Below are 397 nucleotides of genomic sequence, written 5' to 3'. Positions count from 1 at the left end.
CCTTTCAGCGTCGACGTGAGCCTTGACGTCGACATGGATACCGTCTCTGACGACCTCACCCAGGCCGTCAACTATGCGACGGTCGCACAGCGGGTGCTCAACATTCTCACCGGAGAGCCGGTGAGCCTCGTCGAAACCCTGGCTGGCAAGATTGCTGACACCGTTCTTGCGATCAGTCCGCGTGTCCATTCTGTCCAGGTAACCGTTCACAAGCCACATGCCCCCGTAGGGGTTGCCCTCGACGACGGGGCCGGCAAGTACCGAAAGGATGCCCAGTGAAACCCGTATACAGCCGGGGTTCCAATATGGGAGACCCTGTTGCCCATCTGCGAGACGCCGTCCTCCTGATCGCCGAAGCTCCCGGTAGTCACGACGTCGTCGTTTCGCCCGTCGATGT

General features: G+C 60.7%; 1 protein-coding gene. It reads left to right on the top strand.

All coding sequences use genetic code 11. The features are described 5' to 3' along the window. Window positions 1-279, top strand: a 279-nt coding sequence (gene folB, locus KJQ97_RS10150; protein WP_214120730.1) for a dihydroneopterin aldolase, incomplete at its 5' end; no start/stop codon positions are given. Window positions 280-397 lie beyond the last annotated feature (118 nt).

It is taken from the genome of Campylobacter sp. 2018MI01, assembly GCF_018501205.1.
In the GTDB taxonomy this organism is placed as follows: domain Bacteria; phylum Campylobacterota; class Campylobacteria; order Campylobacterales; family Campylobacteraceae; genus Campylobacter_E.
This window is presented reverse-complemented; position numbering and strand designations above follow the sequence as displayed.